Below are 633 nucleotides of genomic sequence, written 5' to 3'. Positions count from 1 at the left end.
CACAGGTCGAGACGTTGCCGGTCTTGATCGTATCAACCACCCGGTGATCCGCAAGGTACTTCACACCGCGTGAAATGGTCGCTCTAGACCTGTTCAGGATTTTGCAGAGGGTTACTTGAGATATCGTCACTGCGTTGGTGCCAATCTGCATGTTCTCCCTGATAACGCTGAACACCAAGGCTGCCGCTGGGTTGTCTCGCTGCATCGCTCTTAAGTTCTTTTCGGCGGCTCTACTCATCATGTAGTAACCCCCCGCCACCCGGTTTTTGGTTACTGCTGAAAGCCGCCGTTCCTGCTCTAGCGTGTCGACTGTGTGGCTCAGCAAGGCCCTCACTTGGGTGAGCTGTTCCTCCAGCTTTTGAACCTTTTTTTCGTCCTGAGACATGTATCACCCCGTGAAACATTAGTGTGCATTTTTTGAAGCATCATGCCTCATGCTAGCAAGATGCATGATGTCTCACAAATGCTTTATGACGTATAGCGATGTCTCACCGGGTGATACATAGATGTATAGCCACGTGAGACATCGCTCTTTGGATGAAACCTATATAAATCAACTACTTAACCTCTTTTCTACTGTTTTCTCTTCTAATTCTCTAAAGGGCGACGCCCTTGCCGCGCTTCGCTTGGCAT

The 633-nt window shown here is 49.4% G+C and carries 1 protein-coding gene; it reads right to left on the bottom strand.

The window, feature by feature from the left end; genetic code table 11:
- On the bottom strand, nt 1-385 hold a 385-nt coding region (locus GHO42_RS04230), incomplete at its 3' end, for a plasmid replication initiator-like protein (RefSeq protein ID WP_153384123.1).
- Between the last annotated feature and the right edge of the window lie 248 nt (nt 386-633).

Source organism: Pseudomonas sp. FSL R10-0056 (genome assembly GCF_009600105.1).
In the GTDB taxonomy this organism is placed as follows: Bacteria; Pseudomonadota; Gammaproteobacteria; order Pseudomonadales; family Pseudomonadaceae; genus Aquipseudomonas; species Aquipseudomonas bubulae.
This window is presented reverse-complemented; position numbering and strand designations above follow the sequence as displayed.